This is a genomic window from Paenibacillus uliginis N3/975, from assembly GCF_900177425.1.
GTDB classification, from domain to species: domain Bacteria; phylum Bacillota; class Bacilli; order Paenibacillales; family Paenibacillaceae; genus Paenibacillus_AQ; species Paenibacillus_AQ uliginis.
On sequence record NZ_LT840184.1, the window covers coordinates 1,856,524 to 1,882,568 of the forward strand.

The window sequence follows — 26,045 nt, forward strand, 5'->3', positions numbered from 1 at the left end:
AAAAGCGAGTGGACAAGAGCAACGTTTGAATAAAAGGAGTGGCTCTATGTTGGATTGGTTAGAAGAGATCACGTCCGAGGATTACGAAACGGATATAACGGAAACAAACATTACATCGGAAGACAGAGATTTTAGAATTGTAAAAATAAACGAGAACATGGAATCCGACAGAATGACCGTTTTGGGTCAAGTTAGTGTGTCGGGACCCATTTTGCTGGATTCTGTAAACTCGGTTACTCAGATATATGGACGTGATGAAACAGCCAGAGCGTTAACATGGGAAGAAGTAGTTCCCCATTTTAACGAAGTTAAATTAGTTGTCATTAAAGATGAGATTGAGACCATTATGCTGAAAAAGGTGAAAGAATGTTCTTCGGCTATTTTTAAGTCGATGAAAGAGCGTAACGAGTTATCGCCGCTTATTTATGACTTTTACCGGAGTAAAGACAGAAATTTTTTAGGCCCACATAAAATGAGTAGAACGATTAAACATTTCTCAGTTCATATCCATAAACTTGAACCGATACATTTAGAAGAAACGGCTACCCTGCAGCAGGTGATTGAGCATAGTTATTTTTTTCGTAAGAAAGTATTAATGCTGTCCCCAACGGGGTGGGTTCTGGAAGACGAATTAAGATATTCGGTCACTTTACGGTTCCTAGCATCGTTCTGCTCGAAGCTAAAGTTATTGGTAGACGCCGATGATATGAAGGTCGTAGGGGTGGATGCGATATGAATGGGTTGCGGGAAGGGTGAATGAAAAGGAGGTTCCCTCATGGCTGTGAAGATCTGCCCCGGATGTGGAGAAGGTAATAAAGAAACCGCTCATGTGTGTGTTGTATGCAGCAGTTCGTTAAGAGACGTTGTCCCCCAGGGCACATTAAATTCAGATAAAAAATATAGTGGGTCTTTATCAAAATCATCGGTTTGCAGTCATTGTCATGAATCATTAGAGGAAGGTGCTTTGAAGTGCAAGTACTGTGGGACGTTGGTATCCCGAGCTCCATCCTCGAACACATATCAATACGATGAGGATTTGACACCAACTCCCGACAATGTTGCGATGACACTGATTGTAATCTCCACCATTGTGATTCCGATCGTTGGACTTATTGTAGGGGGCGTTGTTTCTTTCAGTGATGATCGTGACAAGCAGGATACCGGCAAAATGCTGTTGATTGTTGGATTAGTGATGATTGTAGTCCAATTATTTTTGTTCTGGTGGATATTCGCATGAAATAAAAAGCCACCTCCCGGTGGCTTTTTTCAATCCGTTAAATCGACGTTATGACCTTGTCAATAATCCCGTACTCTACGGCTTCATCGGCAGACATGAAGTAATCCCGGTCCATGTCCCGTTCTATTTTTTCAATGGATTGACCTGTCCGCTCAGCTGTGATTTGGACAATTTTTTCACGGATTTTAAGAATCCGTTTCGCACTGATAGCGATATCAGTTGCTTGACCTTGAGCGCCTCCATGCGGTTGATGTATCATAATTTCACTGTTAGGAAGAGCGAAGCGTTTACCTTTAGCACCGGCAAGCAGCAGCATAGATCCCCATGAAGCAGCTAAGCCTGTGCATATGGTCTGAACCTGCGGCTTAATGTGCTGCATCGTATCAAAAATACCGAAACCGGCGCTAACCGAGCCCCCAGGACTGTTGATATACATGTGTATGTCTTTTTCCGGATCTTCAGCAGCAAGCAACAGAAGCTGCGCAATTACGCTGTTAGCCACTGCATCATTTATTTCAGAGCCTACAAATATAATCCGGTCTTTAAGAAGTCTTGAATAGATGTCATATGATCTTTCGCCTCGGCTACTTTGCTCGACAACATAAGGGATATAACTGGACATGGTATTACCTCCCGTGATTAAGTTATTTAACAACATGTAAACGAATCGGTGATGTCAAAAGGTACGGAGTATGCGCCAGAAATAATTTCTAGGAATAGCGTAACGTAATGAATGCTTTGTTCGTTTACATATAAGATAATCTAAAGAACGGATAAGGAGCTGACTGTGAAAGATGACCAATCCATTAAATACATTGCATCAGCCGGAAGACAATAATCTGGAACAGTTGAACGCTCTTCTCAACAGGTACTGTCTCTCCCTTACTCAATCCGTGTGGGATTCCGAAGATCTCGTACAGGATACCTGGTTAAAATCCCTGGAAAAGATAAAGGATCAGCAGCATAACAACCCCCAGGCTTTGCTCATGCGAACAGCCAAGAATGCGTGGATTGATCAAATACGTCGAAGAAAAGTATTCGAACGGATACTGGATAAGGAAGTGGAGCAGGCTGAGAAAAATGGAGATGCTGTAATGGACAACAGTACCCTCAACATGGAAATGGCATTTCATTTTCTGATGAAACATTTATCTCCTCTTCAAAGAACGGTACTACTAATGCGAAGCGTATTGGGTTTTTCCGTGGCAGAGACAGCCGAAAAGCTTCAGACGACAGAAGGGGCCGTTAAGGCAGCATATCACCGCGCACGAAAAGAACTTCAAGCTATAGAGCATAATGTTGAAGATGGAATAGTCGTGCCTCAGGAAGAAGAAGCCAGGATTAGGCTAAGTGCAATCGCTACGGCATATGTAAATGGAGAAGTAGACGAGGTGTTAAGGCTTGTTCAGGGAGATCAAGAAGTTCTTAATGTAGTTGGTTCTTACTCGACTTCGGTTCAATCGCAGTTTGAATATCCATCCTTTAACTATTCGTTCAATCAGGTTGAAGTAAGAATGGTGGCATAGCACAAATTCAAAGTGAATACAGTGTAACAAGATACATTTAAGGCGTTTGCAGGATCATGTCCTGCAGCGCCTTTTTTGATGCTTGACTGTATATGCCAAAATCCGCTGGAATAAAAAAAAGAAACTCAAGCGTTTCCCTATATCTATGCGGATGAACCAGTTTCATTTTTTTGAAGGAACTGGCAACTGTTGAATCGAATATCTATGACATAGAGCACACCATTTTCTGTATAGTCGTTACAGTTTTACCTAGTTTACTAAAGAGAAGTGAGCTGATCATATGCGAAAAAAAATAGTTCTTGCAGGCGGAACAGGGTTTATCGGTAAGTTTCTCGAAGACAAGTACCGTGCACTTGGTTATGATGTCCATATCATTTCTAGGCAGGAACAGCATATTTCCTGGAATAATCATAAAGAGATTGTAGAAGCCATTGATCACTCCGATATGTTAATCAATCTTGCAGGTAAGTCAGTGGACTGTCGGTACAATGAAAAGAACAAGAAAGAAATACTGAGATCCAGAACGGAAACAACACGAATACTAGGAAAAGCGTTAAAAAAGTGTGGGAACCCTCCTAAACTTTGGATTAACTCAAGTACAGCTACGATATACAGGCATGCCGAGGATCGCCCCATGACCGAAGAGAGTGGGGAAATTGGAACGGGATTTTCGGTGGATGTGGCTAAGGAATGGGAGAAGGCACTTTTCTCTTTTCAGCTGCCACAGACAAGACAGGTTGCGCTGCGAATCGCTATCGTGCTTGGGCCAGGCGGCGGTGTGATGACCCCTTTCAAAAATCTCGTTCGATTTGGACTCGGTGGAGTGCAAGGCCCTGGAAACCAAATGTTCAGCTGGATCCATATTGAAGATATATTTGGCATAATACAGTTCCTGCAGGAACGGAAAGAACTGAACGGCGTGTTTAACTGCTCATCCCCACATCCGGTTACGAACCGTGAGCTGATGGCTCAGCTGAGGGAAACGATGAATGTGAAAATTGGATTGCCTTCTCCTAAATGGCTGCTTGAAATGGGGGCGATCATGATTAAAACGGAAACCGAGCTCATTATGAAAAGCCGCTGGGTTATTCCTGAGCGGTTAGAGAGAGCCGGATACACTTTTAAACACAAGGATATCGGTCAAGCTCTTGCTCATATTCTAAAATAGTGATTCAATATCGGCCTAAGATAAACAAGCACCTACTCTTAAGCCGGTATTTTTTCATGAGAGGAGATGAGAATCATGTATCGAACGCCCAAACATATCGTTTCTGCTGCGACAGTCGTATTGAACGATAACAATCAAATTTTGCTGCTGAAAGGCCCTCGAAGAGGTTGGGAATTGCCTGGGGGGCAGGTTGAGGAAGGGGAGTCCTTATCAGATGGGGCAATCAGGGAAGCAAAAGAAGAAACAGGAATCGATATCGAAATCGTTAGGTTTTGCGGCATATACCAGAACGTAAAGGAATCGATATGCAATACGTTGTTTGTAGGCAGGCCCATCGGCGGACAATTGACAACTTCGAGTGAAAGCCTGGAGGTCGGTTATTATGAAATCGATGAAGCGCTGCAAATGGTGACATGGAAAAATTTTAGGGAGCGGATCGAGTATTGTCTGAATCATAAAGATCCTTTTTATATTGAGTTTAATAAATAGTTCAAGGAAGGAGAGAAATAGGTCATGAACTTAGCCAACAAGATCACAATATCCAGAATTTTGCTCATACCGTTTTTCATGTTATTTTTTATTCAGTATCCAAGCTGGTTGACAGACCGTCTATCTTTCTTCCAGTTTGTCAATCAAAATGGCGTGTATTTCGCTGCTGTGTTGTTTGTTGTGGCCTCTGCTACAGATAAATTGGATGGGTATATAGCCAGAAAATACAATCAAATTACGAACCTTGGCAAGCTGCTCGATCCTTTAGCTGATAAACTTTTGATCTCTGTGGCACTTGTCATGATGGTCCAGCAAGAGTTGATTTCAACTTGGGTTGCTGTCGTTATTATCGGCCGGGAATTTGTTATCACAGGACTAAGGATGGTGGCGGCTGCCCAGAAAATCGCTCTTTCCGCTGACCAGTATGGTAAATTTAAAATGGTTCTTCAGGTCATCGGTATAACTGCCGTATTGTTGGATAACGTTCCATTTAGCTTCTTCACGACCATTCCAATCGATTATGTGATTATGATGCTGGCAGTCGTGATGACGATCTATTCAGGCTTCAACTATATTGTAAGAAACTATAAAGAGCTTAAATTGATAGGTGATCAATAAACGTTATTATATGAATAAAGCAAAGGAGAGCAAGGCATTTGGACAACAACGAAGATATCGTAATTTACCCTAAGCTGGGAAAATTGTTTATGCTTGCAGCAGTCTTTGTCATTCTAGGAGCGGCATTAATTTATTTTGGGATGACTGAGGAAAACAGTTCTATCGTAATGGTTATTATCGGTGTGATATGTGCGGTGTTTTTTGGATTGTGTTTGTTTTATTTCGCATCCAGAATCGTAAACAAAGAGCCTTCCTTGATCATTAACGATGAAGGAATAACGGATCAGTCCTCATACATTCAAGCAGGTGTAATCAAATGGGAAGACATCAAAAACATTGAACTTTACAGCATGATGAACCAGAGGATGATCGGAATCAAGTTGTATCATCCGGAAAAGTTTATGTTACAACAAACCGGCTTTAAGAAGCTGTTGATGCGTGCGAATCAAGGATTGGTAGATACTCCAATCAATATCGCCGAATCGGGTCTGCCAATGAGCATAGATAAATTGTATTTGATCGTTCTAAAGAAATGGAAATTGTCTCAAAAAGAAAGAGAAGCTCAATAAGCATTTTTACGCACAGAAAGTGAGGACGTGTTGATGGAGTTTTTTGTGTTTGTAATATTGCTGATCGGGCTATTCGGGATTATTGGTAATCAATATTCTGGGTTGAGAAGAATGGAGCAGCTTCAAAAAACATTGGATGAGATTAATGAAGGCATTAAAACGATGAATGACCAGAGAAACAGACCATAACGATACAGTAATTTAGACCATAACGATCCAAAACGATAACGAAAACCGATATGCCGAAGGAGTAACATCATGGGAACTTTAACGATCACGCGCTTTAATGGCGTTGAGAAATTCAGATTATCCGAGTCTAAAGCGTACTGTACATATAAACATGAAGAGGATGGCAGCAAGCGAATTATGATGTGGTTTGAGGCGGAAACGGATGAGGAGCCTATGATGACAGTACCGGATACGGAAGGGCTTCATATGAATCCAAACGCCGAAATAACGATCTATTTGGATGAACTGGATTTGAATCATTTTGGAGTGAGAAGATATGAGATCGAAGCTGGATATGACCATGAGCAAGATAACTGGGACGCCAGACTATATTATTTTGAGCATCAGGATGTAGACCGTAATGTTTTGATGTTGGAGTATAAAGGGCAGGGTGTTTTTGGCTTTCAATGGAAGGGATCGACTACTGATATTTGTTATTACGATGGAAGTAAGCCGGATGCCATATTAGAGGTCGAAGGTGAGTTCCTGTTGGAAGAATATGAGCAATGGTGATAGTTTGATGATATACAATGATAATCCCTATGGCCAGTCGAGATTTCGTCCTCGGCTGGCTTTTTGGTGTGGATATTTACGAGCGGAGAGAACGAATCGATTCTGGAAAGCGAAAAATGTACACACAAACACATATGTGGTCGACCGCCGACATGCAACGCCACACCGCGTGTTGCGAACTGGAGGACAGAGAATCCGTTATTTGCGAGAATCAGCTGATTATTGTGACACTCGCGGACGGAGGTTCCGTTATTTGCACCTGATACCCCTGAATTCCTTTGATCGATGGAGAATAGCGGATCTCCTGTCCGCGTACACACCCAAAAAGTCAAAAATAGAGAAATAGTGGAACGTCAGTCCTTATGCATCAGCAAAAATAGTGTGTTAACGTAGCGGCAGCCAACTGACCGTCAACATTTAGAATTTACACGTAACCTGAGGGCTACCTTACAACGAATAAAGAGGGGCCATAGCTCATTGAATCTTTTGAGACAGTCCCTTTAATCCCTTTTGTAATACCGTGATTATCCATTCGAAGAAAGATAAGTCTGGAAAATAAGAATGAGTGTTCTTAAATAGGTCTTAAGAAGGGTACGGAGATTACCAGAGATTAGGTATGATTTAAGGTAAAGGATATTACTATTATTTATGTTCCAGTAGCGATTTGATGTAGGAGGGTATGAGTTTGGTTGAAATTACAGAGACATGGATTGATTCGCTTGCACCGAATAGTGCAGCCATTAAGAATGGGCAGGGCCTTGTTAAAAAGGGGCGGTTCTTGCAGCTGAATCACTCAGAGGATAAAGTCGTACTGTTCGGTACATGTGCGGGCAGCGGTAGCTCTCATTACCAACCGTCCGCTGATTTTGCGATACCTGAGAAACCGGTCATGCGCTGTACATGTCCTAGCAGACAGTTTCCCTGCAAGCATGTGCTTGGGCTGCTATATGCTTATGCAGATGGTGCAGCGTTTACGCCTGGTGTGGTGCCGGAAGATCTGGCGGCGAAGCGGGAGAAGGCTGAGAAACGGGAAGAGCGGAAGATCAAGGAAGCTGCAGAAGGGGTAGCACCCAAGCCCAAGAAGGTTAATAAATCCGCACTTAAAAAGAAAATCACCACTCAATTGGAGGGCTTAGACGTACTGGAGAAGCTGATCCACTCGCTTATCCGGAACGGGCTTGGCACCATGGATAAAAAAGAATTGAAGCTGATTAAAGATCATGTAAAGCAAATGGGCAACTATTACTTGTCAGGTGCTCAGAATGAGCTGCGCCGTTTGTCGCTGCTGTTGTCGGATTCAGAGGATCAAGAGACGGCCTATACATATGCTGCCGAGCAGCTTGCGGTCATGAACGCTTTTATTAAAAAGGGGCGACTCTATTTAACCGCGAAGCTGGAAGATCCGGAGATGGCGCTTGATCATGAATCGACGATCGAAGAGTGGCTAGGGCACGCGTGGCAGCTGACTGAGCTGCAAAGCTTCGGATTGGTTAGTGAGCAGGTGGAACTGATCCAGCTTTCTTTTCTCAGTTATGCGGATGATGCGCGTCAAGAGTATGTGGACATTGGATACTGGATTCAGAAGGACAGCGGAGAAATCCACCGTACGATTCAGTACCGTCCTTATAAAGCTGCAAAGCGGATGCGTGAGGATGACAGCTTCTTCGAAGTAGCTGCAATCCCTATGTTATACCGATACCCGGGTGATATGAACCGACGGGTGCGCTTTGAAGAGATGATCTCAAAGCCAGTGACAACACAGGATTTGGAGTGGATTAAAGCCTTTTCAGCCAATTCATATGCAGAGGCTGTTAAAAAGGTGAAGAATCAACTGAAAAATCCACTAAGTGATAAAAATCCGGTTATGCTGCTACAAGTTTCCCGGGTCTGCCAAAACACAGATGGGCAGTATGCCATTACTGATGGATCCGGTCAGTCGATTGGATTGGGAGATGTGTACTTAGAGCCTACGGTACCTTTGCTGCGATATCTTCCGGAGGAGAAATTGAGCGGGGTCTCCATGCTTGTTATGTTTGAGCATTGCCTTGTTACAGGCCGCCTGTTGGCACAACCGCTAACCATAATCACGGAGACGGAACTGATCCGGCTGCTGTACTAGAGCAGTTAACGAAAGGGGAACGACAATGAGTACAGCATTACTACAGGAGCTTAACCAGGAGGTTAGGCGTTTATATATTGCAGGAAGTGAACTGGCTGTCGACGATTTCCGACTGAAACGGCTGCTGCCGCAGTTCCAGCAGTTAGGAGAGCGGGCTCCTGTGTTTAAAAGATTGGGTGAATGCATTAGCGCGCTGATTGAACCTGCATCCGACAAGGACTCTCGCTCCGCACAGCTTCTTCAGGATTTGAACTTATTGCTCAGTTCGGTCTTGCATACGCAGGGAACAACGAACCCGGAAGGCGAGCTTACGCCTGTTAACAGCCGTCCTATTTCGCTGTCATCACATTTGTCATATCGTAAGCTTTCCGCTGTCCAAGTGGCTCTAACCACAAAAGGCGGCGGGCGATATGAGATCATCGTTGATGCTTGGAAGGAAGGTTTGTTTCAGGATCTCCGTCTCGTCCACCTTGCTATTGAAGCGTTGAATGATCCCTATGTAGAAATATCAGAGCTTGCTGGTAATCATATTTTGCCATCATATGGTCCCGAGATTGTCCCTTTCCTCGTTGAGAGTTTTGATCCGAAGGGTGGAAAGTCGGAATCCCGCAAGCTGCAGGTCATAGCGAAGACAGGCGGCAAGGATGTGCTTGATCTGATCTATCAAGCCACCGAAACGGGAACGGATGATGTGCGTTCTGCGGCTATCAAGCTGCTAGCAGGCTATGAGGAATATGAATCCGATCTGATTGAATGGAGCCGGAATAAGAAGAAAGTGATCCGTGAAGCCGCATATGATGCGCTTGCTGAGAACGGTTCAGATACGTCTGTGGAGAGGTTGTATGAAGCTTCCTTAGGAAAAGACAAAGAGTTGGTGAATCCAGTACTGGCTAAATGCAATTCCGCCCTGTTAACAGACTGGCTTGTCCGTGATTTATCTGCTGAGCTTCAATCTGTTTCTGAAGTGAAAGATGATAAACAGAAGATTGAGGAAATCTGGTCTAGGGTGAGGTTACTTCTATGGGCAATGGGTGATAAACAGAGTCTACAGCTGGAAGAGTTGTACCGGGATGTGCTCAACCAATATTCCTTGTATATGACCTCTTTAGGTTGGGGGTATCTTGTGAATGAAGCGGTAATCTATATGGGTCGGATCGATACCGAGGAAGCCAGGGAACTGCTTCATGAAAATGCGGAGCAAGATTTGAAGCATTTCAAACACAGTGATTCCTATGTTAATAAAGTGTTCAGTAAAACCCATCGTGTGCTCTCGCCTGAACGCTTATATGAACAGTATGAGGAAGTCCTGGTTCAAGGCTTTGCATCCTCTACTCTAAGCAAAGTGGCCAAAGAGCGGAAAAAATTGCTGGGCACCATTGGGGATTTGGTTATCCACCGGGAATACAGAGCTTATGAGGATATCGTGTCTTTTGCGGACAAAGGAAGCTACACCTATTATGTTGAGATGCTGCCGCAGGAGCAGATGGAAATGAGCTGGGATCATAGATGGCTGGAGCTTTTTATTGAGCAGGATGAATTTACACTAGTAAGCGCGTTTGCTCGGCAAGGACATAAGGCTGCGGAAGTGTATTTGCTGGAAAAGCTGAAGAACTCTCCCGAATTCCGCAACCGGTTCGCCAATCTGATAATCATGGGGTTGATTCGTTCGGGAATGAAGGACGAAAATTTATATGAAGCTTTGGTTACTGCCCTGGAAGATGAGCGGAACAAGGATTGTTATGAGATTGAACCCTTTATATTCAAGCAGCTATGTCGTCTACCATCCAGCTATTATGACCGCGTTCAAGCGATATTACCTAACTTTAAGGCTAATGCTGAAGATCAGCTTCAATATGTGCTACGGAATATGAAAGGCTTAGTCAGAACATAAAAGGAGTGGAATAGATGGCAGCAGGTCAAGAGCAATTACAGGATATCATGCGTCAACCCGCGGAAATATTGTTTCGTCATGAATTGGAGGCACTTCGTAAAGAGGACACCGGCAAAATCCCGGCAGGGTGGCAAATGTCACCTCAGTCTGTACTTAAATTCATTGTTGGCGGGAAAGCAGGAAAGACAGATATCACCCCTAAATATATTGGTAACAAACGGTTGATTGAGATGGCGATTGCGACACTGGTAACCGATCGAGCGCTATTGTTAATAGGAGAACCGGGAACCGCCAAATCATGGTTGTCAGAAAATCTGTCGGCAGCTATCTATGGGAATTCGGGTCTGGTTGTACAGGGAACAGCCGGAACCAGTGAGGAGCATGTCCGGTATTCTTGGAACTATGCGATGCTGCTTGCACAGGGACCAACACCTGAAGCACTGGTGCAAAGTCCTATCATGCGGGCTATGGAAGCAGGAGGAATTGCCCGTTTCGAGGAGATTTCCCGTTGTGCATCAGAGGTACAGGATGCTCTCATTTCCATTTTGTCCGAGAAGACGATATCAGTGCCTGAGCTTGGCAAAGAAATGAACGCCCGAAAAGGCTTCTCCATTATTGCGACCGCGAATACAAGAGATCGGGGGGTCAATGAGATGTCGACGGCGCTCAAGCGGCGGTTCAACATTATTGTTCTTCCTGCTCCTGCGGATCTGAATACAGAAATTGAAATCGTGAAAAAGCGTGTATCTGAGATTGCTGGCTCTTATGACTTGCAGGCTGCTGCTCCTGCAGATGAAGCACTGCTCAAGGTCGTTACGATATTCCGGGAGCTGCGCAGCGGTATGACCTTGGATAAAAAAGAGAAAGTGAAGTCTCCAGCAGGAGTTATTTCAACGGCGGAAGCCATTTCACTGCTGACGAACAGTATGGCTCTGGCAGCTAGCTTTGGCAGCGGTGAGCTGACGGATGAAGATCTGGCTGCAGGACTTCAAGGCGCGATTGTTAAGGATGACGATAAGGACCGGCTGGTGTGGAAGGAATATCTCGACAATATTATGAAGAAACGCGGGGCGCAGTGGCGGGGTCTGTACAATGCTTGCAAGGAGATAAACCAGTGAATGCTGCTGGCGTACATATTTTTGGAGTTCGGCATTTGTCTCCCGCCGGTGCTAAGCATTTATTAGATTTTCTGGACGATATCCGCCCAACGGCCGTGCTTATTGAAGGACCGTCTGATGCGACATCTGAAATCCGTCATCTGACCAACATGACGACCAAACCTCCCGTAGCCATACTGGCGTTTACCGAGGATTTACCTGTAAGGACTGTTCTGTGGCCTTTTGCGGTTTATTCTCCGGAGTATCAGGCAATGAAGTGGGCACAGAAACAGGGTGCTTATACCGCATTTATTGATCTGCCGTCATCGTCGGCGGTATGTATGCAGGATCTGCGTTCAAACGTAGTGAGAGATACCCCTGATGGGGGAGAAAATGAGGGAACATCTGCAGAGTCAGTTGCAGCAGAACCTATGGATGAAAGTCAGCCTGCGGAGAACTCGATATACGGTCAGATCGCTGAACTGGCCGGAGAATACGATTACGATATGTATTGGGAACGCAGTTATGAGCACAACCTGAATACCGGCGCTTATCAACAATCCATACTCGCTTTTTCGAAGCAAATGCGGGAGCTTTCGGAGGAGAAGGAACGGCGTGAAGATACATTGGAATATGCCTACAATGCCATCAGAGAGTCCTATATGCGTCGGCAAATTGTTGAAGTGATCGAAGCAGGGCATAAACCGGAACAAATTGTGGTCGTGTGCGGGGCATACCATGCTTCTGCCCTTACGGATCTGTCTGACCGGATGGACGATGAGGAATTGAAAAACCTGCCTTCCCGCGGAACAAAGCTGACGCTTATGCCTTATTCCTACTACAAGCTCTCATCCCTCTCAGGTTATGGTGCCGGAAATATAGCTCCTCAATATTTTGAGATGATGTGGGATCGGATGGTTCAAGGATCGTTTGCGGAATTGCCGCATCATTATTTGTCTATGGTTGCGGGTTCGATGAGAAAGAATGGAACGCATCGCTCAACAGCGGAAGTTATTGAAGCGGTTCGGCTCGCGGAGTCCCTCGCGGCTCTACATGGAGGTAGTGCACCGACACTTCGTGATTTGCGGGATGCGGCCCAGACTTTGCTTGGACGCGGGGAACTTGCGGTTGTTGCAGAGGAGCTTGCGCGGACGGACATCGGCACATCTATTGGGGAGCTTGCTGAAGGCGTCAGTCAAACACCGATACAGGATGACCTGAACCGCCAACTTAAGAGATTGAAGCTGGAGAAATATAAGTCGGTTGTAGCCAATGATCTGATACTGGACTTGCGCGAGAACCGGAGGGTAAAGTCGGAAGAGTCGGCCTATCTTGATCTGAACCGTTCTTTTCTGTTTCATCGATTGAAACTGCTCGGGATTGATTTTGTAAGTGCCAGGCCGAGCGGGCAAGAGCAGGCTGCATGGGCAGAACATTGGGTTGTAAAGTGGACGCCAGAGGTTGAGATTCAGATTGTGGAGTCGACGCTGCTCGGGGAGACGGTAGAAGTCGCCTCAGCTTATGTGCTTCAGCAGAAGCTGACGGACTGCAGTTCGATTGAGGAAGCCTCATCTCTGATCCGTATAGCTTATGAATGCGGGATGATACACCAGATGGAAGAAGGACGTCAGACCCTGCAGAGACTTGCTGTGGACAGTCGGGATGTGATGGGGATCGCCGCAGCATCCAGAGAACTGTCTATTCTTATCCGCTATGGCGGCATCAGGCGGATGGATACGCAGCCGCTTGTACCACTGCTGCAGCAGTTGTTTATGCGCGCTTGCTTATTTTTGCTGGATGGAAGTCAGTGCAGTGATGAAGTGTCGGGTTCGATGATTACCGCCTTAAATGAGCTGAATAGTGTGGCTATGGAGCATGTGGAGCAAGTGGATGAAGGGCTGTGGCTGCAGGAGCTGCAGCACTTGTCGGAGCGGGATGATCGAAATCCACGTCTATCAGGATATGCCTGCGCTATTTTGATGGAGCGAAATGCGATTTCGGCTCAGCAATGTGCGGAGGAAGTGTCGCGAAGATTGTCTCCCGGCATTCCGGCAGATCTTGGAGCAGGATGGTTCGAGGGTATGTCGATGCGCAATCGGTACGGGCTTCTATCGCGGCTCAGCCTGTGGGAGCAGCTGAATGAGTATATTTTATCTCTCGAGGATGATGAATTCACACGTGCGCTTGTTTTTTTGCGTCGGGCCTTCAGTACGTTCTCTCCGAAGGAGAAAACGATGATTGCCGAGCTGCTGGGTGAATTATGGGGTGTGAATTCAGAGCAGGCTGCCGAGATTCTGACCGGCGACTTGAAGGAGGAAGAAGTAAAGATGATTGACGATTTGAATGATTTTGATTTTGAGGATTTTTGACGATGAGTACGATGTCAGATCCCACGATGATATCACGATGGCGACTCATACTCGGCCAGTCGGCGGAAACACAGTTAGCGGGCTATAGCCCTGAAGGAAATATACAGCTGTCGGAGGAAGAGTTGATTATGGACCGGGCGCTGGCAGCCATTTATGATAATACGGATAGCGCAGCGGAAGCCGGAGGCGCGTCCTCTGGTCAGAGAGGAGCGGGACAAGGAAAATCAGCCCCCCGCCTCGCTCAGTGGTTAGGGGACGTTCGGTCATTTTTCCCGGAGGATGTCGTATCTATCATTCAGAATGATGCTATGGAGCGGAAGGGATGGAAGCAGCTGTTGTTTGAACCGGAGGTTCTGGCCACGGTCAAGCCGGACATTCAATTGGTTGGCACGCTGTTGTCACTGAAAGGCAAAATTCCCGAGAAGACGAAGGATACGGCTCGTTTGCTTGTAAAGGCAGTCGTGGATGAACTGGTCGAGCGGATGCAGGAAGATATCCGCCGAGCGATTACCGGCGCGTTGAACCGTAGGCAGCATACGCCCCTTCCTTCGCTCAGCGGCATAGACTGGAAGCGGACGATTCAGCGGAATTTGAAAAATTATGATTCTGACCGTAGACAGATCGTGCCGGAGAGATTTTACTATTTCGACCGGGCAAAGCGCAGCAAAGAGTGGACCGTCATTGTGGATATCGATCAGAGCGGATCGATGGCGGAATCCGTCATCTGGGCTTCGGTTATCGGCTCTATATTTGCAAGTATTCCGTCGCTGGACACCCGTGTGGTTGTATTTGATACGGAAGTCGTCGACTTGACTGAGCAGTGTGCCAATGATCCGGTGGATATGCTGTTCGGAATTCAGCTCGGCGGCGGTACGGATATTCATAAATCAGTAGCTTATTGTGAGCAGTTTATTGAAGAACCGAAGAAGACACTGTTTATTATCATCTCGGACCTGTACGAGGGCGGTAATCAGGCAGGTCTGATCCGGCGTATGCGTGAATTGCGGGAATCGGGAGTCAAAACGATGTGCCTGCTCGCGTTGTCCGATGAAGGCAAGCCATTCTACGATGAGGGGGTCGCTAAATCATTGTCTCGTGATGGTACGCCGTGTTTCGCATGCACTCCTGCGCTGCTCCCGCAGCTGGTGGAAGGAGCGCTTAAAGGGCAGGACCTGGCTGAGCTCGCGAAGCGGCTCGGCACAAAGGGAATTTAAATTGGTATAGCTAAGGGGCCAATGAAGATGATCGATTTGAAGTTAATTACGGATGAGAATAAAGAGGAATGCCTGCTTCTAAGGCCGCAGAAATTTCAAGAGAGATTTGTTGCTTCCAATGCAAACTCTTTAAAGAAAGCGGAGCAAGAGCCTACCTCTAGACCCTACGGTATTTATGCCGAGAATGTCATGGTTGGTTTTGCTTTATTTGATGAAGAGCTTTATCCTGACGACGGCTATTTCTGGATCTGCCGATTTATGATCGATGAAAGATACCAGCGGAAAGGGTACGGAAGAGCGGCACTTGGAGAAATTTTACGCAAAATGAAGAGCCATCCTACATGCACCAAGATTCGAATATCTCACGTGCCCGATAATTCTGTGGTGAATCATCTGTATAAACAATTTGGATTTGTGGAGACCGGAGAAGAGATCGACGGAGAGACCGTGCTGGATCTCATGGTCTGAACAAACGAATCAAACTAAGTCTGAAAAGGATCTGCCCAAGGACTTTATATCCTGGGGCTAGATCCTTTTTATTTTCGTTAAAACAGCACCTCGCTTGCTACTGACGGCGCTCAATAACTTTGTTATATTGAGAATACCGCTAGCTCTGAGAAGGAGGAAAATCAGTGAAAGATACGTCCGGCAAACAAGCATCATTACTTATCCGTTTTTTTGTTCCTTATGCGCTAATTCTGTTCAGCGCGCTGCTTGTCGGCTGGTTCGCCTATAATAAGACCTCCGACCTTGTCGAGAGCGAGACGATGAAGAGCAGTACCGCCGTATTAGGCCAAATCCGGGAAGCATTGGACCGGCGTCTTGCCGAAATCGAGACAATTGCGCGGCAGATGTCCAGTGAACCGAAGGTACAATCTTTTCAATTCGTTAAAGACCCTTTCGGAGGCAAGAATCCATACAGTTTATGGGACTTGGAGAAAAGCCTGTTTGACTACCGTATGTTCAATCATTTTATTGTGGATTACTATGTTGCTTTCAAAAACAATGGGATGTTTATCTCCCCACGAAAAGTATATACGATGAAGCAGTTTTATGACCTGCAGCTTCATTATGACGGTCTTACGCAGGAAGAGTGGCGGAGCCGGCTGTTTGACACCTATCACTATAAAACCTATATGCCGGGTACCCCGGTCGTATATGAAGGGAAACATTATTCCGTTGTGAGCTTTATGCAATCTTTTGGGCTTAAAGGCAGCGGGGGGGTAATCACGGTTCTCATCAACAATGAGCAGATTCAAGAGATGCTTCGAAACATCGATTCTGAACAGGGAGGATTCGCCTATATTGCTGACCAGAACGGAAACTTGATCAGCCACATCGGATTGGACGAAGATTCGATTAATTTGAAAGCGCTTCCCACAAAAGGGGGCTTCTCCCAGCTGACATGGAATGGTCAGGAAATGCTTGTGACCGAGACCACATCTGCTTATAACGGGTGGACGTATGTATCCGCACAGCCGAAAGCGGTTGTACTCGAAAAAGCGTATTACATTAAAGAGCTTACGTTAACCGTATTTCTGCTTGCGCTTATTCTGGGCCTCATGATCGCAGCCTATTTTGCTTACCGGAGCAGTCGCCCGTTTCTCAAACTGTTGCAAATGCTTCCGGTTTCCCGCACGGAGGACAACCCTCATGTACTTCGTAACACGGTGGATTATATCCGCAGCTCGGTATCTGATCTGATCGAAAGGCATGATGCTCTGAAAGGACGGCTTGACGAGCAGCTTCCGCAAATGCGGAGTGTTTTTTTCGATAGGCTACTTAAAGGAGGATATACCTCTATGCAGGATGTAGAGGCGGCTTTGGAGCATTCGCGGATCGATCTCCGTAGTTCGCAGTATGCTGTCGTTATTTTGCGTCTCCGTGGCTACCATGCTCCTTATAATGAAGAAATATTGACAGAGATGGATATCGTGAAGCTGGGTATCCGTGACCGGATTGAGGAGTCTTTACATCACTGTGTCATCGTGCATGATTTAGGAGAGAACTTGTTGGCGCTAATGCTGCATGATACAGAAATCAACTCGGATGATTTTATGATTAAGATGAGGTCACTGCTGAGAGAAATTTATGAAGATCTTACAGGAGAAACGGGTGCTGGACTTTATTTGGCTGCTGGCGGCGTACAGACCCGGCTGACGGAGTTGTACCGGTCTTTCAGTGAAGCCAAATTTGTTCTGCAGCATGCCAGTTGGCATGAGAGTGATCCGATTCTTTACCATGAGGATATAGAATTAACGGTTCCCAGCTATTTTTATCCTTCAGATGTGGAGTTACGATTGATTCAGCTTGTAAAGTCGGGCAACAAAGCGGAAACAGAACAGCATCTTCAACAAATTCAGGAGAAAAATGCGGGGGATCGGCAGCTGCCGTTGGTCGTGGAAAGGTTGTTTGCTCATGAATTATGCGGCACATTGATAAAGTGCTGTGAACAAGCTGCGGGTGCTGACATAGCCGAAGAAGCGGAAACGGTATTAAAAGCTTCGGATCCGGTGCTTCCTCCTGCCGAGGCCATCGAAATGTTATGTGCTTCCCTGCTGAGTCTGTGCCTTAAGAACGAAGAGCGAAAAAAAAGCCATAATGATGATTTAACAAATCGTCTGATTGCTTATATCGATGTGCATTATCCGGAAAGTGAATTATGCTTGACCGTATTGGCTCGTGAAGCGCGTACCTCAGAGGCGTACGTGTCGTATTTCTTCAAGGAACAAACAGGACTTAATTTCTCCGATTACTTGGAGAACATTCGCATGCGAGAGGCCAAGCGGCTCTTATTAGAGAGTGGTAAGCCAGTCAGCGAAATTGCGGCCTCTGTTGGCTACTTATCGCTAAATACGTTCAGCCGGGCGTTCAAGCGTGCCAATGGCATCAGCGCGACGGAATATAGGCGAAATCATGAGGCTGGATAAGGTATTTTCTAAAGAAAAGTTAAGTTCATGAATGCTGAATAATGGAGATTCTAAAGAACGGAATAACTTTAAAAATGAGATGATTTACGCAAAAACCAAACCCATCTATACTTCAAATCACCGGACCGGTCGGGTTGACCATTTTATAGATTGGGGTGATAGGCACTGATGGGCTGGAAGAATATAAGAGTCAAATGGCAGCTGTACGCACTCTTCTCACTGCCGCTGTTGTACATTATCATTTTTAAGTACGTGCCTATGTACGGAGCGTCGATTGCCTTTAAAGAATTTAATGTAACCAAGGGAATCGGAGGGAGCGCGTGGGTAGGTTTCGCTCATTTTGAGCGGTTCTTCCACTCACACGAGTTCTGGAGACTGCTGCGGAATACTCTATCCATTAGCTTTTACACGCTGATTGCCAGTTTTCCGTTCCCGATTCTGCTTGCGCTAGGACTGAATTATGTAAGAAACAAGAGATTCAAAAACATGGTTCAGATGGTGACGTACGCACCATATTTTATTTCACTCGTTGTTCTTGTCGGTCTGCTCCTTCAGTTTCTGGATCCTAGAACAGGGCTGATTAACACCATTCTTGGTTGGATCGGCATCGGACCGTTTCATTTTATGGCGGAGGCGTCCTGGTTTCAGTCTATCTATGTCTGGTCTCATGTATGGCAAAATGTCGGATTTTCCTGCATCATATTTTTGGCAACGCTTGCAGGGATTGATCCTGCACTACATGAAGCGGCTGTTATCGACGGAGCAACCAAAGTGCAGCGTATGCGGCATATTGATCTGCCGGGCATTATGCCGATCGCGGTTATTTTGCTCATACTGAACACGGGGCAAATGCTGGAAACAGGCTTTGAAAAAATACTGCTTATGCAAAATGCGCTGAATTTGCGTTCGTCGGAAGTCATTGATACGTATGTGTACAAGGTCGGATTGGTCTCTCAGGCCATGAACTTTTCATACGCCACAGCGATCGGTCTGTTCAAAGCGGTCATTGGATTCATTCTGCTGCTAATTGTTAATCAAACAGCCAAACGGCTTAAACAGGAAAGCTTATGGTAGGGGGGCGAAACATATGCAATCGAAGACAATAAAAGAATCGGGCTCCGACCGCCTGTTTACGATCTTTAATTATGTCATGCTCTCCATTGTTCTCATCGTTGTTCTTTATCCGCTAATTTATGTTGTAAGCGCTTCATTCAGCTCGAGCAGTGCGGTGCTGTCCGGTAAAGTGTGGCTTTGGCCCGTTGAACCGACGCTGGAAGGCTATAAAGCTGTATTTAAAAATGCCATGGTCGTCAAAGGCTTTATGAACACCATTTTTTACACATTGGCCGGTACTGCCATTAACTTGGTGCTTACCGTCATGGCGGCATACCCGCTCTCACGCAAAGACTTCAAGGGACGTAATGTCTTTATGCTGCTGTTCGTATTCACGATGCTGTTTAACGGAGGACTCATACCGACTTATCTGATCGTGAAGGATCTTAACATGATCGACACCGTGTGGGCCATGTTGATCCCGGCGGCACTGTCCGTGTGGAATGTCATTATTATGCGTACTTATTTCCAGACGACGATTCCTAGTGAACTGCTGGAAGCGTCCCAATTGGATGGATGCTCGGATTTCCGCTTTTTGCGAAGTATTGTACTACCGCTCTCGGGTCCCATTCTGGCAGTCATTGCATTGTTCTACGCTGTCGGACATTGGAATCAATATTTCAACGCCATGATTTATCTGAAACGGGCGGATTTGTATCCGCTGCAACTGGTGCTACGCGATATTCTCGTTCAGAACGAGGTTAATATCGAAATGCTCGGTGATGCCAAGACCGCAGCAGCCCGCCAAGGTTTGCGGGAATTGCTGAAATATTCACTGATTGTAGTGACCTCGGTTCCGCTGCTTGTTGTGTATCCGTTTCTTCAGAAGTTTTTTGTTAAAGGCGTTATGATCGGTTCCATAAAAGGATAACGTTCCATTTCCATTTGAAATCAGGGAGGGTCATTATGAAAAAAAGATTAAAGGTAGCATTCAGCGCATTTACGGCACTCAGCATTCTGCTGGCCGGCTGCTCAGGAGGTACGGATAAGGCTGGAACGGATAAAGAGAAGGACAGCGCAGCGCAGGCGGTAAAGCTGTCGGAGCCAGGTTCCTACCCTCTTGTAGCGGAGAAGGAGACCTTGAAGGTCATGGTTAGAGGAAACCCATTGGTCGAAAATTTTGCAACGAATGAATTTACGAAGTGGTACGAAGAGAAGACGAATGTGCATATTGAATGGGAGGTTGTACCGGAGCAAAGTATGCAGGAGAAGCTGAATCTTGTGCTGGCAAGTGAGGATTATCCGGATGTCATTATGGGGCTGAACATTTCTCCTTCGCAGCAGATGATTTACGGCTCACAGGGTGCTTTTATACCGCTGAATGATTTGATTGAGAAGCAGGGAACACAGACGAAAAAAATGTTCCAGGATTACCCAGAAATTAAATCGACGATTACCGCGCTCGACGGCAACATCTACGCCCTTCCAGAAATCAACGATTGTTACCACTGCTCCATGAGCCAGAAAATGTGGATTTATGAGCCATGGCTCAAAAAGCTGAATCTTGAAATGCCGAAAACGACAGACGATCTGTACAATGTGCTGAAAGCATTTAAAGAGCAGGATCCGAACGGGAACGGAAAGGCGGATGAAATTCCGCTGTCCATTTCGCCAAAATCATGGAGATCCTCGATCGATGCGTTCCTTATGAACTCTTTTATCTACAACCCGGTTTACGGATCAAGCTATAAACATATTTTTGTTAAAGACGGGAAAATGGACGTGGCTTATAACAAACCGGAGTGGAAGGAAGGGCTTCGTTATATGAATAAGCTGTATCAGGATGGTCTGATCGCTCCGGAGTCGTTCACGCAGGATGATAACCAACTGATTCAGATTGGCGAAAATCCGGATACGGTAATTCTGGGCGCGTCTACAGGAGGACATCAGGGTGTCTTCACCCAACTGCTGGGTGATAGTGGACGATGGAGTGAGTATAAGGCGGTTCCTCCATTAAAGGGTCCCAGCGGTGTTCAGTATGCAGCTAACGATACAACGGCTTTAACACCGGGTGCCTTTGTTATTACGAAAAAAGCGAAAAATCCAGAGCTTGCCTTGCGCTGGGCTGACGGTTTATATGAAAAAGAGCATACGCTTCGCAGCGTTTATGGACGTCCGAATGAGGAGTGGCGTGATGCAAAAGAAGGGGAGAAAGGAATTAACGGTGAACAGGCTGTATGGTCCGAACTGAAATCTTTCGGTACCGTTCAGAACGTAAACTGGGCTCAGACAGGACCAGCTATGCGTACCAATGAATTCCGTCTGAGTGCGGTAGCAAAAGGTGACGATGATTTAGAGGTAATTCTGTACAACGAGACGAAGAATAAATATGAACCATATGAGCCGAAGGATGTTTCCACGGTACCGCCTCTCTTCTTGACCAATGAGCAGGCTTCAGAGGTTGCAGATCTGGCTAAAACTGTAAACGATTACGTAGACGAAATGATCGCACGTTTTGTCATCGGAGATGCTGATTTGGACAGCGAATGGGACGGATATGTTCAGCAGTTAGAGGCCATGAATCTCGCACGCTACTTGGAAATTTACCAGCAAGCTTATGATGCAAAAAGCAAATAACAGCAGATGGAGGGATTTTAATCAATGAATCCGAGATTTAATAGAACCGCTACGCTCATGAACGACCGTTTCGGGCTGTTTATTCACTGGGGACTGTACGCCATATCGGCAAGAGGAGAATGGGTAAGGAGCCAGGAGCGCATCTCAAATGAACAATATCAGTCTTATTTCGAGGAATTTGATCCATCACGCTATGATCCGCGCAGCTGGGCAAAGGCCGCAAAAGCCGCAGGTCAGAAATACGCGGTAATGACAACCAAGCATCATGATGGCTTCTGCCTGTTTGACAGCAAGCTGACGGAATACAAGGCGACTAACACACCTGCGGGAAGAGATTTGATTCGGGAATACGTTGATGCATTCCGTGAGGAAGGCATTGCCGTCGGATTTTATTACTCTATCATCGACTGGTATCATGACGACTATCCGGCCTACGGTGACCGCATTCACCCGATGCGCGGGGTTGAGTCTTTCAAAGATAAGGAACAAGATTTCAATCGCTATCTAGACTATATGCATGGTCAAGTGAAAGAACTGCTAACGAATTATGGGACAATCGATATCATGTGGTTTGATTTCTCTTATGACGATATGACCGGAGAAAAATGGCGGGCGACAGAGCTGATGGAAACGATCCGATCCTTGCAGCCGGATATTGTCATTGATAACCGGCTCGGCGGTAACATTATGGCAGCTGAACCGGAAGTATATGCTGGTGATTTTTATTCACCTGAACAGATTATTCCTCCTCGCGGGATTGTGAATGAGCTTGGAGAGCCCGTACCTTGGGAGGCATGCATTACGCTGAACGGAAACTGGGGTTACCATGCCACTGACAATGCATATAAGTCACCACGCCAGGTTGTAAGGGCACTAGTGGAATGTGTCAGCAAGAACGGAAACCTGCTGCTGAATGTCGGACCCGATGCGGAAGGGGAAATACCTCAGGAATCACTTGAGATTTTATCCAAGGTCGGCGAATGGATACGCCGTAATGGAGACAGCATTTATGGCTGCGGAATAGCGGAGCTGGATAAGCCGGAATGGGGGCGTTATACACAGCGGGGAAATAAGTTGTATGCCCACGTCTTTGATCGCGGCATTGGCCCTATTTATTTCCAGGGATTGAAGGGAAGAATCAAAAAAGCGCGTCTGCTCTCGGACGGAAGTGAGCTTCGAGTGGAGACGCCTTGGATGGCGGAGCAGTATTCCGACACGGGAAGCGGTGCTTTTATCCACCTGGCTGGCGGAGAACTTCCGGATGAGCTGGATACTGTCATCGAACTCGAACTGATCGATAATGAGTCTGCTGCTCAGGGCGGTGAACAGTCATGAGAGTGGGGGTCAGCACCTATAGTCTCTTGAACGCAATTAAATCGGGAGAGATGACGGTACTGGATGTGATTGACTGGATCGCTGAAAACGGTGGGGAGCATATGGAAATTGTTCCTTATGGCTTCACTCTGGAGGATCAACCCGAGCTTGCGGATGCTGTTCGGGAGCGTGCAGCAAAGGTCGGAATTGGGTTGTCCAATTATTCGATGCCTGCGAATTTTGTGCAGGAGGGAGAAGAGGCCTTTGAGACTGAGATGGAGCGGGTTAAGCGTCATGTGGATACCGTTCACAGGCTTGGCATGAAGCATATGCGTCATGATGTAACGTTATTTACCCTTCCGCCGGAGAAGCATGGTATCAATTACCTAGAGGACAACTTGGAACAGATCGTGAAGGGATGCCGGATCATTGCTGATTATGCCGCTCAGTTCGGCATTACAACAACGATTGAGAACCATGGAGTCAGTGTTCAGGCCAGCGACCGGGTACAGCGCGTGCTGCAGGCGGTTGACCGTCCGAACTTCAAGACGACTCTCGATATAGGCAATTTCTTATGTGTCGATGAACAGCCGCTCATCGGTGTGAAACGCAACTTAACATACGCCTCACTTATCCATGTGAAGGATTTTTATATTCGTCCGTTCGATCAGAACCCGGGCGGCGGTGACTGGTTCCGTACGTCACACGGCAACTATTTGCGCGGTTCCATCTTTGGTCAGGGGGATATCGATGTACGCAGAGTGCTGCGCATGATCAAGAAATCCGGTTATGATGGAGATATCACACTGGAATTCGAAGGCATGGAAGAGTGCCGCGAAGGTACACGGATTGGTCTCGAAAATCTGAGACGTATTTGGGATGAAGTGTAATCACTTAAGCTAGCTAGGATGGGCTTCTGCTATTATAGTTTGATTATATTAAGCGGATTATTTTAAAATTATGGGCTAACCGAGAATTCTTGGTTAGCCTGTTGGTTTTGTTGCGATCTATGAAAGAATGGAATATTTAAAGAAATCCTTCATGATGTATAATTTAGGAAATGATGATGGACATACATATCGAATAGATGCCGATAAACCTGACTGAAGGAAGTAGGGGGATGAATGATATGAAAATTCGTTTGGCAACCGCGAAAGATATCGATCAGCTAGTTAGAATGAGGTGGGATTTCACCAACGAATATAACGAAGTTAAGATAGCGGAAGAGCATTACGAAGATTTTTATGAAGAGTGCAGGGTGTTTTTGGATCAAGCTATTCAGGGGGATAAATGGTTTATCTGGGTGGCTGAAGCGAATGGAAAGATTTTATCGCACATCTTTATCGAATTAATAGATAAAGTGCCTAGACCGGGAAGAAAGACAGAGCCTTTTGCCTATATGACAAATGTGTATACACTCCCTGAACACCGGGGCAAGGGGCTGGGGAGTCAGCTGCATAAAGAGATTGAAAGCTGGTCAAGAGACGGGAATCATGAATTTATTATCGTATGGCCTAGTGATTGGAGTATAGAATTTTACAAGCGCAGCGGCTACAAGCACTGTGTAGAACCGATGGAGCTTATGCTGGAGTAGTTTGTGCAGGTGAGCTTTGGGGAAGAAGAAACCGATCAGTCGGCATCATATCGAAGAAAGAGGAAGCGAGTATGGAGAATGGGATCACTATATCCGAAGTAACATCTATGAATGCTGTGATGGTGGAAGAACTTTCAGATTTGTTGATTCGCGTAGTGGAAGATGGGGCTTGGATCGGTTTTCTGGCGCCTGTTGAAGAGGAAGAAGCCAGAATTTATTGGGAGAGTGTGACGGAAATTAGTGTAATGATGTTCACTGCTTCTATGGCCGGAAAAATAGTTGGCACGATACAACTGCATTTGGCAATGAAGCGCAACGCCTCCCACCGTGCAGAAATCGCGAAACTGATGGTACACCCGGATTATCGAAAAAGAGGCATCGCAAGACTTCTTATGCATACGGCAGAGCAGAGAGCAGTGATCGAAGGAAGAGCTTTAATCGTTTTGGATACACGAGCAGGTGATCTATCAAATCTGTTATATCAATCGATGGATTATACGGAAGGAGGCCGCATTCCCCATTTTGCCAAATCATCAAATGGAAGTTTGGATGAAACCGTGTTGTATTATAAGTTGTTAACTAAAGAATAAGAAAATCCTTCATGATTTCAGATACATCTTATTGGAACAATGCGGTCACACACCGTGGTTAGAGAATCTTGAAAAGAGAAAATTTTTAGATGTTTTGTGTCAGAGGAATTGGATCTTACATGACCTCCCTCCATGTCGAAAGTGCTAAATCACCTGTAACAACGGTTTATTTTCCCCAAAATGGGGCATAGGTGAGAGTACTACAGACAGGAGGCGATGAAATGAAGAAAAGAACGTACCAAATTCTTGCCGGGGCAATATTGATTTCAGCCTTTTTCTTTGCTGCAGCTCCCAATTCACTCACTCACAATAGCACAACTAATGTTCCGGATCGTATGGTTACTGAAATGATAGACAAACCGGTATTTCGGGAAGAATCCACAAATTCGGTTTCTGTTAAGCTGTTTAACGCAGCGGGTGAACCTACAGGGTTTGCTTCATTTGAACAGGTGGACGATGGTGTGAAAGTGAAGATTGCCGCCTCCGGTCTGACTCCAGGCAAGCATGGATTCCATGTGCATGAGAACGCAATCCAGTCGTTTGATTTCAAGTCTGCTGGCGGGCACTTCAATCCGACGGATAAACACCATGGCCTTGAACACCCGCAAGGAAGTCACGTTGGCGATATGCCAAATTTGGTAGTTGAAAAAGATGGTACGGTTAAAACCGAACTGCTGATTAAACATGCAACGCTAGATAAGAATCAGGCTAATTCCTTGCTTGGACGATCGCTCATAATCCATGAAGACGAAGACGATGGTAAAACCGATCCCGCAGGTAATTCCGGTAATAGAATAATGGGCGGGAACATCCCTAAATAACGGATCAGAATTGTTCCAAGAATATGTAAAAGAAAAGGGCTTATCCTATTTGATTCAACATGAACTTT

General features: G+C 45.9%; 26 protein-coding genes. 25 read left to right on the forward strand and 1 reads right to left on the reverse strand.

All coding sequences use genetic code 11. The features are described from left to right. The first annotated feature begins 46 nt into the window (after positions 1-46). Together B9N86_RS08755 and B9N86_RS08760 are read left to right on the forward strand one after the other, a co-directional pair. Positions 47-736: a hypothetical protein gene (locus B9N86_RS08755; protein ID WP_208918672.1), complete on the forward strand. Its 690-nt coding sequence runs from the start codon at positions 47-49 to the stop codon at positions 734-736. Between the two features lie 39 nt (positions 737-775). Further along, positions 776-1,237, forward strand: coding sequence for a double zinc ribbon domain-containing protein (locus tag B9N86_RS08760; RefSeq protein WP_208918673.1), 462 nt, complete (start codon positions 776-778; stop codon positions 1,235-1,237). 37 nt (positions 1,238-1,274) lie between these two features. Here the strand turns inward: B9N86_RS08760 and clpP are convergent, their stop codons facing one another. Beyond that, positions 1,275-1,859, reverse strand: a complete 585-nt coding sequence (gene clpP / locus B9N86_RS08765; protein ID WP_208918674.1) for an ATP-dependent Clp endopeptidase proteolytic subunit ClpP — start codon at positions 1,857-1,859, stop codon at positions 1,275-1,277. Between the two features lie 172 nt (positions 1,860-2,031). On the opposite strand from clpP, the gene B9N86_RS08770 reads away from it, so the two are divergent. The 23 genes from B9N86_RS08770 (at position 2,032) to B9N86_RS08880 (ending at position 25,977) form a co-directional block, all read left to right on the forward strand. Beyond that, the gene (locus tag B9N86_RS08770) at positions 2,032-2,763 is read left to right on the forward strand and encodes an RNA polymerase sigma factor (RefSeq protein ID WP_208918675.1); all 732 of its coding nucleotides are present in this window, start codon (positions 2,032-2,034) and stop codon (positions 2,761-2,763) included. 280 nt (positions 2,764-3,043) lie between these two features. Continuing rightward, the gene (locus B9N86_RS08775) at positions 3,044-3,931 is read left to right on the forward strand and encodes a TIGR01777 family oxidoreductase (protein ID WP_208918676.1); all 888 of its coding nucleotides are present in this window, start codon (positions 3,044-3,046) and stop codon (positions 3,929-3,931) included. 75 nt (positions 3,932-4,006) lie between these two features. After that, on the forward strand, positions 4,007-4,420 hold the full coding sequence (locus B9N86_RS08780) for an NUDIX hydrolase (protein WP_208918677.1): 414 nt from the start codon (positions 4,007-4,009) through the stop codon (positions 4,418-4,420). A 24-nt stretch (positions 4,421-4,444) separates the two neighbouring features. After that, positions 4,445-5,038, forward strand: a complete 594-nt coding sequence (pgsA, locus tag B9N86_RS08785) for a CDP-diacylglycerol--glycerol-3-phosphate 3-phosphatidyltransferase (protein WP_208918678.1) — start codon at positions 4,445-4,447, stop codon at positions 5,036-5,038. Positions 5,039-5,076: 38 nt separating this feature from the next. Continuing rightward, a complete protein-coding gene (locus tag B9N86_RS08790) occupies positions 5,077-5,607 on the forward strand; it encodes an STM3941 family protein (protein WP_208918679.1) in 531 nt (176 codons plus the stop codon). Between the two features lie 33 nt (positions 5,608-5,640). Next, positions 5,641-5,796: a hypothetical protein gene (locus B9N86_RS08795; protein WP_208918680.1), complete on the forward strand. Its 156-nt coding sequence runs from the start codon at positions 5,641-5,643 to the stop codon at positions 5,794-5,796. Positions 5,797-5,865: 69 nt separating this feature from the next. Further along, entirely contained in the window at positions 5,866-6,348 is a 483-nt protein-coding gene (locus B9N86_RS08800; RefSeq protein ID WP_208918681.1) for a hypothetical protein, read from the forward strand. 29 nt (positions 6,349-6,377) lie between these two features. Further along, positions 6,378-6,611 (forward strand): hypothetical protein, encoded by a 234-nt coding sequence (locus B9N86_RS08805; protein WP_208918682.1) that lies wholly within the window; start codon positions 6,378-6,380, stop codon positions 6,609-6,611. 422 nt (positions 6,612-7,033) lie between these two features. After that, positions 7,034-8,467 carry an SWIM zinc finger family protein gene (locus B9N86_RS08810; protein WP_208920175.1) on the forward strand — a complete coding sequence of 478 codons (1,434 nt, stop codon included), beginning with the start codon at positions 7,034-7,036 and terminating at the stop codon, positions 8,465-8,467. 25 nt (positions 8,468-8,492) lie between these two features. Beyond that, on the forward strand, positions 8,493-10,358 hold the full coding sequence (locus tag B9N86_RS08815) for a HEAT repeat domain-containing protein (protein ID WP_208918683.1): 1,866 nt from the start codon (positions 8,493-8,495) through the stop codon (positions 10,356-10,358). A 14-nt stretch (positions 10,359-10,372) separates the two neighbouring features. After that, positions 10,373-11,476: an ATP-binding protein gene (locus tag B9N86_RS08820; protein ID WP_208918684.1), complete on the forward strand. Its 1,104-nt coding sequence runs from the start codon at positions 10,373-10,375 to the stop codon at positions 11,474-11,476. Further along, positions 11,473-13,824, forward strand: a complete 2,352-nt coding sequence (locus B9N86_RS08825; RefSeq protein WP_208918685.1) for a DUF5682 family protein — start codon at positions 11,473-11,475, stop codon at positions 13,822-13,824. The genes B9N86_RS08820 and B9N86_RS08825 overlap by 4 nt, the downstream gene beginning before the upstream one ends. A 2-nt stretch (positions 13,825-13,826) precedes the next feature. Next, the gene (locus tag B9N86_RS08830) at positions 13,827-15,038 is read left to right on the forward strand and encodes a VWA domain-containing protein (RefSeq protein WP_208918686.1); all 1,212 of its coding nucleotides are present in this window, start codon (positions 13,827-13,829) and stop codon (positions 15,036-15,038) included. Positions 15,039-15,065: 27 nt separating this feature from the next. Beyond that, positions 15,066-15,506, forward strand: a complete 441-nt coding sequence (locus tag B9N86_RS08835; protein WP_208918687.1) for a GNAT family N-acetyltransferase — start codon at positions 15,066-15,068, stop codon at positions 15,504-15,506. A gap of 164 nt (positions 15,507-15,670) precedes the next feature. Then, positions 15,671-17,968: a helix-turn-helix domain-containing protein gene (locus tag B9N86_RS08840; protein ID WP_208918688.1), complete on the forward strand. Its 2,298-nt coding sequence runs from the start codon at positions 15,671-15,673 to the stop codon at positions 17,966-17,968. A 168-nt stretch (positions 17,969-18,136) separates the two neighbouring features. Then, positions 18,137-19,042, forward strand: coding sequence for an ABC transporter permease (locus tag B9N86_RS08845; protein ID WP_244563015.1), 906 nt, complete (start codon positions 18,137-18,139; stop codon positions 19,040-19,042). Positions 19,043-19,055: 13 nt separating this feature from the next. Beyond that, the gene (locus B9N86_RS08850; protein ID WP_208918689.1) at positions 19,056-19,952 is read left to right on the forward strand and encodes a carbohydrate ABC transporter permease; all 897 of its coding nucleotides are present in this window, start codon (positions 19,056-19,058) and stop codon (positions 19,950-19,952) included. Positions 19,953-19,987: 35 nt separating this feature from the next. After that, positions 19,988-21,658, forward strand: coding sequence for an ABC transporter substrate-binding protein (locus tag B9N86_RS08855; protein WP_208918690.1), 1,671 nt, complete (start codon positions 19,988-19,990; stop codon positions 21,656-21,658). 24 nt (positions 21,659-21,682) lie between these two features. Further along, the gene (locus B9N86_RS08860; protein WP_208918691.1) at positions 21,683-22,993 is read left to right on the forward strand and encodes an alpha-L-fucosidase; all 1,311 of its coding nucleotides are present in this window, start codon (positions 21,683-21,685) and stop codon (positions 22,991-22,993) included. Beyond that, positions 22,990-23,862 (forward strand): sugar phosphate isomerase/epimerase family protein, encoded by an 873-nt coding sequence (locus B9N86_RS08865; protein ID WP_208918692.1) that lies wholly within the window; start codon positions 22,990-22,992, stop codon positions 23,860-23,862. Before B9N86_RS08860 ends, B9N86_RS08865 begins: the two co-directional genes overlap by 4 nt. 239 nt (positions 23,863-24,101) lie before the next feature. Continuing rightward, positions 24,102-24,566, forward strand: coding sequence for a GNAT family N-acetyltransferase (locus B9N86_RS08870; RefSeq protein WP_208918693.1), 465 nt, complete (start codon positions 24,102-24,104; stop codon positions 24,564-24,566). Between the two features lie 71 nt (positions 24,567-24,637). Then, positions 24,638-25,156, forward strand: a complete 519-nt coding sequence (locus B9N86_RS08875) for a GNAT family N-acetyltransferase (RefSeq protein ID WP_208918694.1) — start codon at positions 24,638-24,640, stop codon at positions 25,154-25,156. 221 nt (positions 25,157-25,377) lie between these two features. Further along, a complete protein-coding gene (locus B9N86_RS08880; RefSeq protein WP_208918695.1) occupies positions 25,378-25,977 on the forward strand; it encodes a superoxide dismutase family protein in 600 nt (199 codons plus the stop codon). Positions 25,978-26,045: the final 68 nt, after the last annotated feature.